The 14,679-nt window shown below is 62.4% G+C and carries 13 protein-coding genes; 5 read left to right on the top strand and 8 right to left on the bottom strand.

What is annotated here, in order from left to right:
• Positions 1 to 2: 2 nt before the first annotated feature.
• From sdhA to PSELUDRAFT_RS00945, 4 genes are all read right to left on the bottom strand, one after another.
• The gene (gene sdhA / locus PSELUDRAFT_RS00960) at positions 3 to 1,769 is read right to left on the bottom strand and encodes a succinate dehydrogenase flavoprotein subunit (protein WP_088965079.1); all 1,767 of its coding nucleotides are present in this window, start codon (positions 1,767 to 1,769) and stop codon (positions 3 to 5) included.
• Positions 1,769 to 2,113, bottom strand: coding sequence for a succinate dehydrogenase, hydrophobic membrane anchor protein (gene sdhD, locus PSELUDRAFT_RS00955; protein ID WP_088965078.1), 345 nt, complete (start codon positions 2,111 to 2,113; stop codon positions 1,769 to 1,771). The genes sdhA and sdhD overlap by 1 nt, the downstream gene beginning before the upstream one ends.
• Positions 2,107 to 2,481 carry a succinate dehydrogenase, cytochrome b556 subunit gene (gene sdhC, locus PSELUDRAFT_RS00950; protein WP_088965077.1) on the bottom strand — a complete coding sequence of 125 codons (375 nt, stop codon included), beginning with the start codon at positions 2,479 to 2,481 and terminating at the stop codon, positions 2,107 to 2,109. Before sdhC ends, sdhD begins: the two co-directional genes overlap by 7 nt.
• Before the next feature lie 225 nt (positions 2,482 to 2,706).
• On the bottom strand, positions 2,707 to 3,435 hold the full coding sequence (locus PSELUDRAFT_RS00945; RefSeq protein ID WP_088965076.1) for a GntR family transcriptional regulator: 729 nt from the start codon (positions 3,433 to 3,435) through the stop codon (positions 2,707 to 2,709).
• Positions 3,436 to 3,642: 207 nt separating this feature from the next.
• Here PSELUDRAFT_RS00945 and PSELUDRAFT_RS00940 point away from each other — a divergent pair, with 207 nt between their 5' ends.
• The 3 genes from PSELUDRAFT_RS00940 (at position 3,643) to lysS (ending at position 7,451) form a co-directional block, all read left to right on the top strand.
• Entirely contained in the window at positions 3,643 to 4,629 is a 987-nt protein-coding gene (locus PSELUDRAFT_RS00940) for a malate dehydrogenase (RefSeq protein ID WP_088965075.1), read from the top strand.
• Positions 4,630 to 4,739: 110 nt separating this feature from the next.
• Positions 4,740 to 5,844 (top strand): peptide chain release factor 2 gene (gene prfB / locus PSELUDRAFT_RS00935; RefSeq protein ID WP_157725185.1). Its coding sequence is split into 2 segments (ribosomal slippage): positions 4,740 to 4,820 and positions 4,822 to 5,844, totalling 1,104 coding nucleotides; the frame shifts between segments, so codons are not numbered across the junction.
• 95 nt (positions 5,845 to 5,939) lie between these two features.
• Positions 5,940 to 7,451 (top strand): lysine--tRNA ligase, encoded by a 1,512-nt coding sequence (gene lysS, locus PSELUDRAFT_RS00930; protein ID WP_088965073.1) that lies wholly within the window; start codon positions 5,940 to 5,942, stop codon positions 7,449 to 7,451.
• Between the two features lie 260 nt (positions 7,452 to 7,711).
• On the opposite strand, the gene PSELUDRAFT_RS00925 is transcribed toward lysS, so the two are convergent.
• The 3 genes from PSELUDRAFT_RS00925 to PSELUDRAFT_RS19125 all read right to left on the bottom strand — a co-directional run bounded on the left by PSELUDRAFT_RS00925 (position 7,712) and on the right by PSELUDRAFT_RS19125 (position 11,577).
• The gene (locus PSELUDRAFT_RS00925; protein ID WP_088965072.1) at positions 7,712 to 9,016 is read right to left on the bottom strand and encodes an AAA-associated domain-containing protein; all 1,305 of its coding nucleotides are present in this window, start codon (positions 9,014 to 9,016) and stop codon (positions 7,712 to 7,714) included.
• A 9-nt stretch (positions 9,017 to 9,025) separates the two neighbouring features.
• Positions 9,026 to 10,528, bottom strand: coding sequence for an ABC transporter permease subunit (locus tag PSELUDRAFT_RS00920; protein WP_231895277.1), 1,503 nt, complete (start codon positions 10,526 to 10,528; stop codon positions 9,026 to 9,028).
• A gap of 821 nt (positions 10,529 to 11,349) precedes the next feature.
• Positions 11,350 to 11,577, bottom strand: coding sequence for a hypothetical protein (locus PSELUDRAFT_RS19125; RefSeq protein WP_157724980.1), 228 nt, complete (start codon positions 11,575 to 11,577; stop codon positions 11,350 to 11,352).
• A 72-nt stretch (positions 11,578 to 11,649) separates the two neighbouring features.
• Here PSELUDRAFT_RS19125 and PSELUDRAFT_RS00915 point away from each other — a divergent pair, with 72 nt between their 5' ends.
• Entirely contained in the window at positions 11,650 to 12,279 is a 630-nt protein-coding gene (locus PSELUDRAFT_RS00915; protein ID WP_088965071.1) for a hypothetical protein, read from the top strand.
• 77 nt (positions 12,280 to 12,356) lie between these two features.
• Here the strand turns inward: PSELUDRAFT_RS00915 and PSELUDRAFT_RS00910 are convergent, their stop codons facing one another.
• Positions 12,357 to 13,946 carry an NAD(P)/FAD-dependent oxidoreductase gene (locus tag PSELUDRAFT_RS00910; protein WP_088965070.1) on the bottom strand — a complete coding sequence of 530 codons (1,590 nt, stop codon included), beginning with the start codon at positions 13,944 to 13,946 and terminating at the stop codon, positions 12,357 to 12,359.
• Positions 13,947 to 14,064: 118 nt separating this feature from the next.
• Here PSELUDRAFT_RS00910 and PSELUDRAFT_RS00905 point away from each other — a divergent pair, with 118 nt between their 5' ends.
• The gene (locus tag PSELUDRAFT_RS00905; protein ID WP_088965069.1) at positions 14,065 to 14,490 is read left to right on the top strand and encodes an Lrp/AsnC family transcriptional regulator; all 426 of its coding nucleotides are present in this window, start codon (positions 14,065 to 14,067) and stop codon (positions 14,488 to 14,490) included.
• The last annotated feature ends 189 nt before the right edge of the window (positions 14,491 to 14,679 follow it).

The following is a 14,679-nucleotide window of genomic DNA, read 5'->3' as shown; positions in this document are numbered from 1 at the left end:
GCTTAGAAGGTACGCTCTTTCGGCGGGATGTAATCCACCGACAGCGGCTTGGTGTGCACCGGCTTGTAGCTCAGGCGACGGTCTTCACCGTAGTACAGGGAGTGCTTCATCCACACTTCGTCGTCGCGCTGCGGGAAGTCGGCGTGGGCGTGGGCGCCACGGGATTCCTTGCGGGCTTCGGCGGCGATCAGGGTGGCCACGGCCACTTCGATCAGGTTTTCCAGTTCCAGCGCTTCCACGCGGGCGGTGTTGAACACCTTGGACTTGTCCTTGATCTGGGTGCGCTTCACGCGCTCGGCCACTTCCTGGATTTCCTTCACGCCCTGCGACAGGTTGTCGGCGTTGCGGAACACGGCGGCACGGGCCTGTACGGTACGCTGCATGGCGGTACGCACTTCAGTCACGTCCTCGCCACCGGTCTGGTTGTCCAGACGGCTGATGCGGGCCAGCGAGCGTTCTGCGGCGTTGGCCGGCAGCGGCTTCCAGGTCGGCATTTCGTTCTTGATGAACTCGACCATGCTGTCGCCGGCCGATTTACCGAATACCACCAGGTCCAGCAGGGAGTTGGTGCCCAGACGGTTGGCGCCGTGTACGGACGCGCAGGCACATTCGCCGGCAGCGTAGAAGCCGTGCACGCGGCTTTCCGGGTTGTCGCCCTGCGGAATCACCACTTCGCCACGGTAGTTGGTCGGAATACCGCCCATCTGGTAGTGGCAAGTCGGGATTACCGGGATCGGGTCCTTGATCGGGTCCACGCCGGCGAACTTGATGGCGATCTCGCGGATGCCCGGCAGACGGTGCTTGATGATGTCCGGACCGAGGTGATCCAGTTTCAGCAGCACGTAGTCCTTGTTCGGGCCGCAACCACGGCCTTCCAGCACTTCCTGCTCCATGGAGCGGGCCACGAAGTCGCGCGGAGCCAGATCCTTCAGGTTCGGTGCGTAGCGTTCCATGAAACGCTCGCCATTGCTGTTCAGCAGGATGCCGCCTTCGCCGCGCACACCCTCGGTGATCAGCACGCCCGCGCCGGCCACGCCGGTCGGGTGGAACTGCCAGAATTCCATGTCTTCCAGCGGGATGCCTGCGCGTACGCACATGCCCAGGCCGTCACCGGTGTTGATGAAGGCGTTGGTGGATGCGGCGTAGATGCGGCCGGCACCGCCGGTAGCGAACAGCACGGCCTTGGCGTGGAAGATGAAAACTTCACCGGTTTCCATTTCCAGGGCGGTTACGCCCACCACGTCACCGGCTTCGTCGCGGATCAGGTCCAGTGCCATCCATTCCACGAAGAACTGGGTGTTGGCACGCACGTTGCGCTGGTACAGGGTGTGCAGCATGGCGTGACCGGTACGGTCGGCTGCGGCACAGGCGCGCTGTACCGGGGTCTCGCCGTTGTTCTGGGTGTGACCGCCGAACGGGCGCTGGTAGATCTTGCCGTTTTCCAGGCGGTCGAACGGCATGCCGAAGTGCTCAAGCTCGATCACGGCTTCAGGCGCCTTGCGGCACATGAATTCGATGGCGTCCTGGTCACCCAGCCAGTCCGACCCCTTCACGGTGTCGTACATGTGCCATTCCCAGCGGTCTTCCTGCACGTTGCCCAGCGAGGCGGAAATGCCGCCCTGTGCCGCAACGGTGTGGGAACGGGTAGGGAATACTTTGGAGAGTACGGCGGTTTTCAGGCCGGACTCGGACAGTTGCAGAGCAGCACGCAGACCTGCGCCACCGCCGCCAACAATCACTGCGTCAAAACGACGAACAGGTACAGTCATTACAGCCCCCAGACAACCTTAAGCGAATAGATGAAACAGGACACCAGCCAAACCGCGGTCAGGGAGTGCAGCGACAGGCGCACGCCAACCGGTTTGATGTAGTCCATCCACAGGTCACGGATGCCAACCCAGGCATGCATGAACAACGCCAGCAGGGTGGTCTGGGTCAGTACTTTCACCCAGGTCATGCTGAACAGGGCTTTCCAGCCCTCATAGCCGGCCGGCATGGCCAGCAGGAACAGCACCAGCAGAATGGTGTAGGTCAGCATGATCACGGCAGTGATGCGCTGAACGATCCAGTCTTTCAGGCCATAGTGAGCGCCAACGACGTTGCGGTTTACCATAGGATCGCCCCCAGGATTACGGTCAGGGACAGGCTGACTGCCAGTACGATCTTGGCAGTCGCACGAGCGGTCTGCAGTTCCAGGCCCTTGTGAATGTCAAGAAACAGGAAACGTACGCCGGCACAGGCGTGGTGCAGGAAGGCCCACAGGAAGCCGATCAGGATCAGTTTCATCAGCGGGTGAGCAACTACCGAGTGGTAGTTGTCGAAAGTTTCGGCGGAGCTGAGCGAGCCGGAGAGGAGGTAAATCAGTAACGGCAGGGCGAAGAAGAGTGCCACGCCGCTGATCCGGTGCAGGATCGAGACGATGCCCGGAACAGGCAGTCTGATCTTCCCCAGATCGAGGTGCTTTGGTCGTTGCTTCTGCATAGAGCTTCCTTGGATGTGCATGTACCAAGTGGTTATATCGGGCTTCACGTTACGGCTGCGAAGTCCACTGAACGGGGGCGTTGACGCTGCCCCCACCCGATTGAAAACATGTCGAACCGATGCTGCAGGTGCAACATGTCCGTAAATTCTAGCAAATTAGCGTCGCCATGCCGACGCCGGACATAAAACGGTCGCAATTTTGCAGGCTTGCGACATATCTGCCTGTTACTGCGCCGGCTGGCTGGTCAGGGCCAGCGAGCCGGTGAGGCACCAGCGTTCGCGCCATTCCAGCGCCTGCCCGTGGATGTCTTCCGCCACCCGCAGGTAAAACAGTGCCGCATCGCCTTCGCGCGCATGCAGCAGCTGCGCTTCTTCCCTTGTCAGCCCGACCGCGCGCCACTGTTCGGCGGCCACGCGCAGGCGTACGCCAAAATGCTGCTGCAGCACCGCCCACACGCCGACGCTCTGGCGCAGCCAGCGCGCATCCAGCGTTTCGAAGCGCTCCAGCGGCAGCGTGACTTCATCCAGTGCCACTGCCTGGCCCTGCACGCGCCACAGCAGGCGGATGCGATGCACCCCGGCGCCGCGGCGCAGGCCCAGTGCTGCGGCCAACTCTTCGTTGGCGTGTGCACGGCTGATGCCAAGAAACTCGCGTACCAGGCGATCCGGCTTTTCGCTCAGCAGGCCCGGCGACACCATGCTCATGCCGGCCCAGTCGTCCAGCGCTTCGGCCACGAAAGTACCGCGACCCTGCTGGCGGTACAGCACGCCATCGTTCACCAGATCGGTAAGGGCTTTCCTGACGGTGCCCTGGCTGACGGCAAACTGTTCCGCCAGATCCCACTCGCTGGGCAGCAGCTCGTTGCTGGCCCATTCGCTGTCCGCAATCCGCTGCAGAATCTGCTGTTTGATCTGCTCGTAGAGCGGCAAGCGAAGAAGGGATTTGGCATTCATGCCTGCTTTTTAACATCAAATAAATCAAGCGTAAAGACTAGTCTTATATAAGACACAAGACAGGCATTGCCAAGCGGCTTCGATAAGGGGTAAGGTGATGAGCACAAACCGTAAGTTGCGTGCTACACTCCGGCTGTATTGCATAGCAACATGCGCAGGTCAGAGCATGTGCCGCAACTGTCATCACGTCCAAAGGAGAGTACTTAGATGAAAGCACCCGTACGCGTTGCCGTTACTGGCGCAGCCGGCCAGATTGGTTACGCCCTGCTGTTCCGTATCGCCTCCGGCGAAATGCTGGGCAAGGACCAGCCGGTGATTCTGCAACTGCTGGAAATCCCTGACGAGAAAGCACAGAACGCCCTGAAGGGCGTGATCATGGAGCTGGAAGACTGCGCCTTCCCGCTGCTGGCCGGCATTGAGGCCCATAGCGACCCGATGACCGCCTTCAAGGACACCGATTACGCACTGCTGGTTGGTTCCCGTCCGCGCGGCCCGGGCATGGAGCGTTCCGAACTGCTGTCCATCAACGGCGCCATCTTCATTGGCCAGGGCAAGGCCCTGAACGCCGTGGCTTCGCGCGATGTCAAGGTTCTGGTGGTAGGCAACCCGGCCAACACCAATGCTTACATCGCCATGAAGTCCGCTCCGGATCTGCCGGCCAAGAACTTCACCGCCATGCTGCGCCTGGATCACAACCGCGCTGCCAGCCAGATCGCTGCCAAGACCGGCAAGGCCGTGGCCGACATCGAGAAGCTGACCGTGTGGGGCAACCACTCGCCGAGCATGTACGCTGACTACCGCTTCGCCACCATCGACGGCCAGTCCGTTAAAGAGATGATCAACGACGACGTGTGGAACCGCGACGTGTTCCTGCCGACCGTGGGCAAGCGTGGTGCCGCCATTATCGCCGCACGCGGCCTGTCGTCCGCTGCTTCCGCCGCCAATGCCGCCATCGACCACATGCGCGACTGGGCACTGGGCACCAACGGCAAGTGGGTTACCATGGGCATTCCGTCCGACGGTTCCTACGGCATTCCGAAAGACGTGATGTTCGGCTTCCCTGTAACTTGCGAAAATGGCGAGTACAAGCTGGTAGAGGGCCTGGAAATCGATGCATTCAGCCGTGAGCGCATCAACTTCACCCTGGCCGAGCTGGAAGAAGAACGCGCAGGCGTTGCCCACCTGCTGGGTTGATGTCTGAGTGGTTCAGGCAAAAGCGCACCGCACGGTGCGCTTTTTGTCTTTACTGAAATACCGTATTTGCAGTCTCAAAATGTTCTTTATTGTGGAGATTTCACACCATGATTGAAGCAGAAGTTCTCAATCAGATTCAGGCCCAGATCGATGATCTGAGCGCGCGCAACACTGATATCCGGGGGTATCTTTGACTTCGACGGCAAAAAAGACCGTCTGGAAGAAGTATCCCGCCTGACCGAAGATTCGGAAATCTGGAACGACCCGAAGAAAGCCCAGGAGCTGGGCCGCGAGCGCAAGCAGCTGGAGGATGTGGTACTGGTGATCGAAGGCATCGCCGCTACGCTGGCCGACTGCGCCGAGCTGTTCGACATGGGCAAGGCCGAGGATGACGACGATACCATCCTCGCGGTAAAGGCCGACCTGGACGAGGTCGAGGCCAAGCTTGCCAAACTGGAATTCCGCCGCATGTTCCACGACCCGATGGACCCGAACAACTGCTTCGTGGACATCCAGGCAGGGGCGGGCGGCACCGAGGCGCAGGACTGGGCCGGCATGCTGCTGCGCATGTACGTGCGCTACGCCGAACGCAAGGGTTTCAAGGTCGACGTGCTGGAAGAGTCTGAAGGCGACGTAGCCGGCATCACCAGCGCCACCATCAAGATCGAAGGCGAATACGCCTACGGCCTGCTGCGCACCGAAGTGGGCGTGCACCGCCTGGTGCGCGTGTCGCCGTTCGACTCCAACGCGCGCCGCCACACCTCGTTCTGCTCCGTGTTCGTGTACCCGGAAGTGGACGACAGCTTCGAGATCGACATCAACCCGGCCGACGTGCGTACCGACACCTACCGCGCTTCCGGCGCGGGTGGTCAGCACATCAACAAGACCGACTCCGCCGTGCGCCTCACCCATACCCCCACCGGTATCGTGGTGCAGTGCCAGAACGACCGCTCGCAGCACCGCAACCGCGACGAAGCCTGGCAGATGCTGCGTGCCAAGCTGTACGAACTGGAACTGAAAAAGCGCAACGAAGCCAAGCAGGCGCTGGAAGACAGCAAGACCGACGTGGGTTGGGGTCACCAGATCCGCTCCTACGTATTCGACCAGTCGCGCATCAAGGACCTGCGTACCAGCTACGAAGTGGGCAACATCAAGGCTGTGATGGACGGCGACCTCGACGGTTTCATCGAAGCCAGCCTGAAGCAGGGCGTGTAACGCATAACCGGGAGCACTTCGAAAATCCAGGATTTGAAGCGCCCCAGGGTTGGCCGCAGCATGCGGCCAACCTTAGACCATTGACGGAGATTTCCATGTCGGAACAAGAATCCAGCCAGCTGCAGCATGATGAAAACCACATCATGGCCGAGCGCCGCGAGAAGCTGAAAGCGCTGCGCGAAGCCGGCATCGCCTTCCCCAACGACTTCAAGCGCGAAGACCTCGCCGGCGAACTGCACGTGGCCTACAACGACAAGGCCAAGGACGAGCTGGAGCCGCTGAACGTACACGTGGCCGTTGCCGGCCGCATGATGCTCAAGCGCGTCATGGGCAAGGCCAGCTTCGCCACCATCCAGGACATGTCCGGCCAGATCCAGCTGTACATCAACGACCAGGGCGTAAGCCCGGAAGTGCACAGCGCGTTCAAGCACTGGGACATGGGCGACATCGTGGCTGCCAAGGGCATCCTGTTCAAGACCAACAAGGGTGAGCTGTCGGTAAACGTGACCGAGCTGCGCCTGTTGACCAAGAGCCTGCGCCCGCTGCCGGACAAGTTCCACGGCATGACCGACCAGGAACAGAAATACCGCCAGCGCTACGTCGACCTGATCATGAGCGACGAAAGCCGCAATACCTTCATCAAGCGCTCCAAGATCGTGCAGGCACTGCGCGAAGTGATGGTGGGCGAGGGTTACCTGGAAGTGGAAACCCCGATGATGCACCCGATCCCGGGTGGCGCCACTGCCAAGCCGTTCGTTACTCACCACAATGCGCTGGACATGCCGCTGTACCTGCGCGTGGCACCGGAGCTGTACCTGAAGCGCCTGGTGGTGGGCGGTCTGGAACGCGTGTTCGAGATCAACCGCAACTTCCGTAACGAGGGGATGAGCACCCGCCACAACCCCGAGTTCACCATGATCGAGTTCTACGAGGCCTACAGCGACTACCAGCGCATGATGGATCTCACCGAGAACATCATCCGCCGCTGTGCCATCGCCGCTACCGGTCACACCGTGGTGACTTACAACGGCAAGGAAGTGGACCTGGGCAAGCACTTCGACCGCTTCACCATCGTGGGCGCCATCAAGCACTACAACCCGCAGTACACCGACGAGCAGCTGTTCGACGCCGAGTGGGTGGCCGCCGAGATCAAGCGCCTGGGTGGCAAGCTGCCGCCGGCGCCGGGCTTGGGCAGCCTGCAGCTGGCGCTGTTCGAAGAGTGCGCCGAAGGCCTGCTGTGGAACCCGACCTTCATCATCGACTACCCGGTGGAAGTGTCGCCGCTGGCACGTGGTTCCGACACCCAGCCGGGCATCACCGAGCGTTTCGAGCTGTTCATCGTTGGCCGCGAGCACGCCAATGGCTACTCCGAGTTGAACGACCCGGAAGACCAGGCTGCGCGTTTCCTGTCGCAGGTGGAGCAGAAGGATGCCGGCGACGACGAAGCCATGCACTACGACGCCGACTACATCCGCGCCATGGAATACGGCCTGCCGCCGACCGGTGGCTGCGGCATCGGCATCGACCGTCTGGTGATGCTGCTGACCGACGCACCGTCGATCCGCGACGTGATCCTGTTCCCGCAGATGCGTCACGAGCACCTCTGATGCACGGATGTTGAGCGCATGCAAAAGCCCGCCAGTGATGGCGGGCTGAGAGTGTCGACAAAGCCCTTGCGTATCGCGCAAGGGCTTTGTTTTGAAAACAGGAAGGCTGCCGACTCAATAATTTAGCCGGATCGGCCCGGCTTTGCCGGGTCCGGCAGAGTCTTCACACGGGACTTTGTCCGCAGCCTGGGCCCGCCAGTGATGGCGGGCTTTTTTGTTACTGCAAGCGGCTAAAGCAAGGGAGGGGGGCTAGTGCCGACTTATTCTTCCGCTTGTTCCGGCAGCGACAGGCGGCCGGTGTGGTAGTCGTACTCGTAGATCTCGCCGTAGCGGCCCCATTCGATGGCCACTTCCAGCACGCGCTTGGCTTCTTCCGGCTCGAGGAACTCCTCCAGCGAATCGAGGAAAGGCTCTTCCGACAGTGCGCCGCTGCTTTCCGCTTCCAGGCTGTGGCGGATGTGTGCGGCCAACGGTACGTGGGCCAGCAGTTGCTGACCGAAGATATCCTGCTTCCGCTGCTGGTCGGCATCCACGTAGTGCTGGCCCAGCGAGGTAAGGCTGATATCGCCCTGTTCCACCTGCGCCAGGCCCAGCATGCCCATGGCCTCGTAGGTGGGGAACAGCTCCACGTCGGACAGCTCGGCTTCTTCCGCCAGCTGCGGCAGGTCGGCGCGGCCGTTGAACGGCGAGTCGGCCAGCAGCTCCAGCACGCCTTCGATGCGTGCCACGTCGGTCTGCGGCAGGCGGTAGCCAAGCTGGGCCTGCAGCGGGGTGCCGGCGGCGGCGGGCACCTGCTCCGGGCGCATGGTCATCAGGCCGTATACCTCGTCGATCAGCGCGCGTACTTCCGCCGAGTCGGCATCGCGCGGGCGCGGCAGGTTGATCCTGATTTCATTGCGGATGCGCCCCGGGTCGCTGGACAGGATGATGATGCGGTCGGCCATCAGCACCGCTTCCTCGATATTGTGCGACACGATGAGGATGCCCTTGGTGGGGATGCGATCCTTGTCCCACAGCTCCAGCATGTCGTTGCGCAGGGTTTCGCCGGTGAGCACGTCCAGGGCCGAGAAGGCTTCGTCCATCAGCAGGATGTCGGGGTTGGTTACCAGCGCACGGGCGATGCCCACGCGCTGCTTCATGCCGCCGGACAGCTCGCGTGGCAGCGCGCCGCCAAAGCCGGCCAGGCCGATCAGCTCCAGCACCGCGTCGGCGCGCTGTTCGCGTTCGTCAGCGGGAACGCCCTGGGCTTCCAGGCCCAGTTCCACGTTCTGTTGCACGGTAAGCCACGGGAACAGTGCAAACGACTGGAACACCATGGCGATGCCGGCCACCGGGCCGTAGATGGGTTGCTGGCGGTATTCCACCGCGCCGCGGTCGGCCGGGATCAGGCCGGCGATGATGCGCAGCAGGGTGGATTTGCCGGAGCCGGATTTGCCCAGCAGGGCGACGATCTCGCCTTCCTGCATGGTGAAGTTGACGTTTTCCAGCACGCTGCGCTCGGTGCCGTCGGCGGCGCGGAACGACTTGGCGACATCGTTCAGATCGATCAGGATTTTCTTGTTCATGTGTATTCCTCAGCGGCTGCGGTCTTCAGCCAGCAGGTAGAGCTTGCGCCAGAAGAAGCGGTTCAGCAGCATCACGAACACGCACATCACGCCGATGCCCAGCGCGATGCGGTGGAAGTCGCCGCTTTCCGTCATCTGCTTGATATAGCTGCCCAGGCCATCGGCCTGCAGCGAGGTCTTGCCCCAGGTTACGTACTCCGACACGATGCTGGCGTTCCACGAGCCGCCGCTGGCGGTTACCGCGCCGGTCACGTAGCTGGGCAGCACCGCGGGCAGGTAGACCCGCTTCCATTTCAGCCAGCCCTTCAGCCCCAGATTGTCTGCGGCCAACCTCAGCTCGGTGGGAATGGTGGCGGCGCCGGCCACCACGTTGAACAGGATGTACCACTGGGTGCCGAACACCATCAGCGGGCTGAGCCAGATATTGGGGTTCAGATTCAGGCTGACCAGCACGAATACCACCATCGGGAACATCAGGTTCACCGGGAAGGCAGCCAGGAACTGCGCCACCGCCTGCACGCGCTGCGAGTACGCCGGGCGCAGGCCGATCCACACCGCAATCGGCACCCATACCACCGACGCCAGACCAATCAGCAGCATCACCCGCACCAGGGTGATGAAGCCGAGGCCAACCACGTGCAGCGCCTCGCCCCAGCCCACGTCGCTGTGGATGAAGGTCACCAGCTCGTACACCGCCAGCAGCGAGCCGACGATGAGCAGCACATCCCAGCCGCGGGCCCACAGCGGGTTGCTGTCCAGGTTGGCCGCACGGCTGCTGGTGCCGTCGTAGCGGATGCTGAACCAGCCCAGCGCACGGCGCATCAGCGACCAGAAGGCGGTGGTGAATGCATGGCCCCAGTTACTGCGGCGCAGCAGGTCGAGCAGCCAGGATTGCTGCATCGACTCGCCCTGGGTTTCCTCGAAGCGGAACTTGTCGGCCCAGGCCAGCAGCGGGCGGAAGAACAGCTGGTCGTACAGCAGGATGCCGGCCAGCATGGAGCCGATCGCCCAGGCAATGGCAGCGCCGTTCTTGGCTTCGATGGCCACGGCGATATAGGAGCCGATGCCGGGCAGCTTGATGTCCTGGTTGGCCACCGAGATGGCTTCCGACGCCACCAGGAAGAACCAGCCGCCGGACATCGACATCATCATGTTCCACAGCAGGCCGGGCATGGCGTACGGCAGCTCCAGCCGCCAGAAACGCTGCCAGCCGGACAGGCGGAAAATGCGTGCCGCCTCGTTCAGCTCGGTGGGCACGGTGCGGAACGACTGGTACAGGCTGAACGCCATATTCCACGCCTGCGAGGTGAAAATCGCGAAAATGGCGGCGCATTCCACGCCCAGCAGGCTGCCGGGAAACAGCGCAATGAACGGGGCAATGGCAATGGCCTGAAAACCCAGAATCGGTACCGATTGCAGGATATCCAGCAGCGGAATCATCGCTTTTTCCGCTGCACGGTATTTGGCGGCGATGGCGGCGAATGCCAGGCTGAATACCAGCGAAAATGCCATTGCCGTAAACATGCGCAAAATGGTGCGCAGCAGGTAATACGGTAAATAGCTGGGCGACAGAGAAATGGCCAGAGACTGGCCAATGGAAAATGGTCGGGCCATTTGCATGGCGCCAAATGCCAATGCCACCAGAATGGCCAGCACCAGCGGCAATAGCGCCCAATCCCAGCGATTGGGGGTTGACGCCAGCAGGGCGTCGCTACGCTTTTGCGGGTTGAATAAACCCAACATCATCAGCACTCCACATCAGAGGTTGTTATTCGCGTTGCAAAACAACACAGGGTAGAGGGCAATGACAGCATTCAACTGCAAGAAGCTGGGCGATCTGCTGTGCTTGCTAAAACGTTACCTGGTGAGTGCAAGGCCGGAATGCTCATTTACTGTTTGTAAATGCCGCTTCCCGGCTTGCTCTCGCCTTGTCTCGTTCCAGCCTGCTGGATCGTGCTCAACTTTCATAAGGTACCGTTGGCTGTTGCTGCCGGGAGCGCGAACGCAATACCCCGCGGCAGTAAAGCACGCCAAAGTGACAGCGTGTTGACAGGCCGGCAGGCGCCGGGCTGCGTGGCTCAAGCCACTTGCCCGGCCCAGCCGGTCAACAAGCGATCCGCGCCAGTACCTGGCGACAGCGAAAAACTGAATGGAGAGGAGAATGCGACAGCCGAGAACCGACCGCCGAAAACCCGCTACCTGCCCTTGATCAGGCAAGGTAGCGGCAGAATGCCTGCGGTTACCTTGCCAGTGTGTGGTCGATACAAGATCGACAACTGGAACTTTCCACCGAGGTCACTCCGGAATTTAGACGCGCGGAATGTAGCATCGCGCTACACAATTGACAACTGGCTACAGCGGCTAAGTTTTTTACAAATATTAATTCCCGTGCCGGTGCGGCCAACATTACCGGTTTTAATGGTCCTGTCATCTAAAACGATAATGCTGAATCGGGTCGGATCAAGGCATGGCATGGTGGCGAATATCGCGTGAACCGATGCCGCCTGCGCTATTTGATTGGCATCAACTGCCGCTGATTTGCGGCGGAATTCAAACGGCATGACGCGCCATTTGCCGCTAGACTCAGGGACTGGCTGGCGCCGGTTGTCGCGCCTCACAAGCAAGGAGTCGGTATGAATGCTGCAAAGCGCTTGAAAAAACTGCTGGATGACGGCGACTGCAATAGCCAGCTGGAGGTGCTGAAATCGCTGGCGATTGCACTGCACCAGGGAAAGCCGTTTGACTTGTCCCGCCTGTACGAGATCGATTACGCCTTCTTCAAGATTGCCATGCAGCTGCTGGAAGACTGGCGGCTGGGACATCACATGGATACCCGCAGCAAGTTGATGGAGCGCCTGTTCGGCATGTACCCGGAACTGATGCTGCCGGACGAGGAGCAGGCTGCAAGCGGGGCAGCCGCTGCCGCAGCGCCGGAACCCGCGCCTGCCGATGCGGCGGAGCCGGTGGCCGCGGCGGGCAAGCGCAAGGCGAAGAAGGCTGCCGCGCCGGGCGCTACGCCGGCAGTTGCCGAGGGTGGCAACGATGCGGTGGCTGCTGCGCCTGCTCGCAAGCGCGGCAACAAGCGTGCCGACGCCGAGCAGCCGGCAGAACCGGGCAAGGCGAGCGAGGCGGTCATCGTGCCGGCGCTGGCCACCGACGGTAGCGAGGCCGCCGCGGCAGCCAGCAGCGAGGCCGCAGCGCCGGCCAAGCCGCGCAGCCGCAAGCGCGCCGCTCCCGGCAGCAAGGCTGCCGACGCTTCCTGAGCCGCTCTGGCCGCTGCATGCGGCCAACATACCCAAACAAACGCCACGTAGCATGCGTGGCGTTTTGCTTTGGGGAGCTATTTTAGGTCGCGCAGGATTTCGCGGGCCGCATTATGACCCGGTGCGCCGGTAACACCGCCGCCGGGGTGGGCGCCGGAGCCGCAGGTGTACAGGCCGCGGATCGGCCCGCGGTAGTCGGCGTGGCCCAGCATCGGGCGGGCGGAGAACAGCTGGTCCAGCCCCAGCGCGCCGTGGAAGATGTCGCCACCGATCAGGCCGAAGGTGCGCTCCAGGTCCAGCGGGCTCATGATCTGCCGCCCCAGCACTGATGCCTTGAAGTTGGGTGCGTAGCGGTTGACGGTGTCTATCATCAGGTCGGCCACCGTATCGCGGTGGTCGTCCCAGCTGGCGCCATCCGGCAGCTGTGGCGCCACGTGCTGGCAGAACAGGCTGGCCACGTGCTGGCCGGGCGGCGCCAGGCTGCTATCCAGCGTGGACGGGATCAGCACCTCCACGATGGGGTCGCGCGACCAGCCGTGGGCGCGGGCGTCGTGGTAGGCGCGCTCCATATAGCCCAGGCTGGGGGCGATGATGATGCCGCTGGCGTGATGCTCGGCCTGCGCCTTGCCCGGCAGGCAGCTGAAGTCGGGCAGCTCGGACAGCGCCACATTCATGCGGAAGGTGCCGGAGCCGCAGCGCCAGCCTTCCATGCGGCGCAGGAATTCGGCGGGCAGGGCGCCCGGGTCCACCAGCCTGGTATACAGCAGGCGCGGGTTGAGGTTGGACACTACCACGCGCGCATCCAGCCGCTCGCCGGCGCTGGTCACCACGCCCACGGCACGGCCCTTGTCCAGCAGCACCTCGCTGACCGCGGTCTTGGTGCGGATCTCCACCCCGCGCGCGGTGGCGGATTTGGCCATCGCCTGGGTGATGGCGCCCATGCCGCCGATGGCGTGGCCCCAGGTGTTCTTCTTGCCGTTCACTTCGCCGAATACATGATGGAGCAGCACGTAGGCCGAGCCGGGGGTGTAGGGGCTGGCGTAGTTGCCGACGATGCTGTCGAAGCCGAATGCCGCCTTGATCGGGTCGCTTTCGAACCAGCCGTCCAGATAGTCGCCGGCCGATTTGGTGAACAGGTCCAGCAGGTCGCGCTCGGCGTTTATGCCCAGCTTGCGCATGCGGTTGCCCAGCTTTGCTGCTTTCAGCAGCTCCGGCAATGCGGCCAACCAGCCGCCCTGCACGCGGTTGGGCGGGGTTTGCAGCAGCAGTTCGCGCAGCACGTCGGCGGCCACTTCCAGCTGCTGCGAGTAGGCGTCCAGCCGCTCGGCGTCGCGGCGCGAGAACCTGGCCACCTCGGCGTAAGTTTTGCCGCCGCCGATTTTCAGGTACTGGCCGTCATCCAGCGGCAGGAAGTTGGACAGCGGGCGCTCCACCACGTGCAGGCCGTGTTTGGCCAGCTCCATATCCTGTATCACCTTGGGGTTGAGCAGCGACACGGTGTAGGCGGCTACCGAGTTGCGAAAGCCGGGGTGGAATTCCTCGGTGACCGCCGCGCCGCCGACAACATGGCGCTGTTCCAGCACCGTGACTTTCAGCCCGGCCCGGGCCAGGTAGTGGGCACATACCAGGCCGTTGTGGCCGCCGCCGATGATGATGACGTCTCGCATCTGTCGCCTCCTTGTGTGGGATGACTCATTGTCGGTGGCGCGTCGGCAGAATGCATTGCGCATGCCGACGAAATGGCGGATATTTTTGCGCATTGTGACGAAACAATCGGCAAATCGAATGGACCAGATCGACCAGCGCCTGCTTGCCCTGCTGCGCGAGAACGCGCGCGCCACCACTGCCGAGCTGGCGCGCCAGCTGGGCTTGTCGCGCACCACGGTGCAGAGCCGCATCGAGCGCCTGGAGCGCGAGCGGGTGGTGCTCGGCTACACCGTGCGCACCAGTGCCGAACACGATGCCGGCCAGGTGCGGGCGATGGTGATGATCACCGCGGTGCCCAAGAAGACGCCGGCGATAGAAAGCGCGCTGCGACCGCTGCCGCAGGTGCGCACCCTGCATTCGGTCAGCGGCATCTACGATTTCATCGTGCTGCTGGAGGCGCAGACGGTGGCGGCGCTGGATGCGCTGGTGGACCGTATCGGCGCGCTGGACGGGGTGGAACGCACCACCACTTCCATCCTGATGACCACGCGAATTGATCGTTGACAAGCATGTTGCCGTTAACGCTTGCGGCCAACCTTGGCGCGGCATAGTCTCGTTGCGCCTGTAATGCACAGGCCTTCGCAACGGAGACCATCATGAATCTGCTTGTCTGCGCTGCGGCAAGCTGGGGTGCCAGCCTGACGCAGTCCCACTGGTACAACCTCGATATTGTGCTGACCTACGATTTCCCCC

Origin of the sequence: Vogesella sp. LIG4, from assembly GCF_900090205.1 — a bacterium.
Lineage (GTDB): Bacteria > Pseudomonadota > Gammaproteobacteria > Burkholderiales > Chromobacteriaceae > Vogesella.
The sequence above is the reverse complement of the archived record's forward strand: the minus strand, read 5'-3'. Positions and strand labels throughout refer to the sequence as shown.

What these genes read in the sequence shown, in the direction of transcription:
- PSELUDRAFT_RS00925 (WP_088965072.1), bottom strand. Translation starts at nt 9,016, where the DNA reads ATGAACAAGAAAATCCTGATCGATCTGAACGATGTCGCCAAGTCGTTC.
- PSELUDRAFT_RS00910 (WP_088965070.1), bottom strand. Translation starts at nt 13,946, where the DNA reads ATGCGAGACGTCATCATCATCGGCGGCGGCCACAACGGCCTGGTATGT.
- PSELUDRAFT_RS00905 (WP_088965069.1), top strand. Translation starts at nt 14,065, where the DNA reads ATGGACCAGATCGACCAGCGCCTGCTTGCCCTGCTGCGCGAGAACGCG.
- sdhA (WP_088965079.1), bottom strand. Translation starts at nt 1,769, where the DNA reads ATGACTGTACCTGTTCGTCGTTTTGACGCAGTGATTGTTGGCGGCGGT.
- PSELUDRAFT_RS00945 (WP_088965076.1), bottom strand. Translation starts at nt 3,435, where the DNA reads ATGAATGCCAAATCCCTTCTTCGCTTGCCGCTCTACGAGCAGATCAAA.
- PSELUDRAFT_RS00920 (WP_231895277.1), bottom strand. Translation starts at nt 10,528, where the DNA reads ATGGCATTTTCGCTGGTATTCAGCCTGGCATTCGCCGCCATCGCCGCC.
- PSELUDRAFT_RS19125 (WP_157724980.1), bottom strand. Translation starts at nt 11,577, where the DNA reads ATGCCGTTTGAATTCCGCCGCAAATCAGCGGCAGTTGATGCCAATCAA.
- sdhD (WP_088965078.1), bottom strand. Translation starts at nt 2,113, where the DNA reads ATGGTAAACCGCAACGTCGTTGGCGCTCACTATGGCCTGAAAGACTGG.
- lysS (WP_088965073.1), top strand. Translation starts at nt 5,940, where the DNA reads ATGTCGGAACAAGAATCCAGCCAGCTGCAGCATGATGAAAACCACATC.
- PSELUDRAFT_RS00915 (WP_088965071.1), top strand. Translation starts at nt 11,650, where the DNA reads ATGAATGCTGCAAAGCGCTTGAAAAAACTGCTGGATGACGGCGACTGC.
- PSELUDRAFT_RS00940 (WP_088965075.1), top strand. Translation starts at nt 3,643, where the DNA reads ATGAAAGCACCCGTACGCGTTGCCGTTACTGGCGCAGCCGGCCAGATT.
- sdhC (WP_088965077.1), bottom strand. Translation starts at nt 2,481, where the DNA reads ATGCAGAAGCAACGACCAAAGCACCTCGATCTGGGGAAGATCAGACTG.